This is a genomic window from Cupriavidus sp. SK-3 (assembly GCF_000611145.1).
Lineage (GTDB): Bacteria > Pseudomonadota > Gammaproteobacteria > Burkholderiales > Burkholderiaceae > Cupriavidus.
Genome location: NZ_JFJV02000215.1, coordinates 6,794 through 7,750 on the forward strand (window position 1 = coordinate 6,794; position 957 = coordinate 7,750).

The following is a 957-nucleotide window of genomic DNA, read 5'->3' on the forward strand; positions in this document are numbered from 1 at the left end:
AGGCGGGCGCGCTCGATATGGTCCGCGGCTACGCCGTGGGAGAAGTTCAGGCGCACCACGTCGACCCCCGCCGCGATCATGCGCGTGAGCATTTCCAGCGTGCTGGAGGCGGGACCGATGGTGGCGACAATCTTGGTCGAGCGGGTCATTGGCAAATCTTCCTTATCGAGGGCCTGCGCCGTCCGGCGGCGCCGGCACGGCTTGCTTCCTGCGCGCCACGCGGCGCCGGCGCCAGGCCAGCGCCAGCCACAGCAGCGGCACGCCAACCAGCAGCCAGGGCAGCGCGCCGGCGGCCACGCGGATCAGCATGGCCAGGCTGCCGAGGAACAACTCGGCGATATCGTTAAAAGCGTCGCGCAGCGGCGATACCTTTCGTTGGCTGACAAAGCTCTCGCGCGCAACGAAATCGATACGGACTTCGTTGCGGTCGGTTTGCGCCGCCAGCATCTTGCGCAGGCCGTGGATGGTGTCCAGTTCGCCCTGCACGCGCGCCAGTTCGCGCTCCAGCTCGATCACGTCGCGCAGCGGACCGCGCGCGTTCTGCAGCATGGCACGCAGGCGGTCGCGCAGCTCGGTGGTGTTCTTGATGCGGGCCTCGGCATCGATCACCTGGTCGGTCTTGTCTTCGCTCGACACGGCGTTGGATACCACCGTGCCGCCTTGCTCCGCCGCTTTCAGCAGGTCCGGCAAGGATTTCGGCGCGATGCGCGCGCGCAGCTCGCCGCGCGGCGATGCGCCATCACGGCTGCGCGTGAAACCCGCTTCCAGCAACTCGCAGCCCAGCGCCTGGCAACGTTGCACCACGCTCTTCCAGCCGGCCTCAAGGGCATCGGCGGTGTTCTCCACCGTCAATGCGTACTTGAGCGCGAGGTAGCGGCGCTCCGCTTCCTGCTGCTCTCCCTGTCCACCCTGCCCGCGCGCCATTTCCGCCGCGGCCATGCCCGCGGCCGGCGCGGC

At 68.7% G+C, this 957-nt stretch carries 1 protein-coding gene and 1 pseudogene; both read right to left on the reverse strand.

Going from position 1 to position 957, the window contains the following annotated elements:
- Window positions 1–155: pseudogene (locus CF70_RS38175) on the reverse strand (pyruvate kinase); the annotation flags it as partial.
- Between the two features lie 7 nt (window positions 156–162).
- Window positions 163–957, reverse strand: a 795-nt coding sequence (locus CF70_RS33920) for a DUF4349 domain-containing protein (protein WP_235185148.1), incomplete at its 5' end; no start/stop codon positions are given.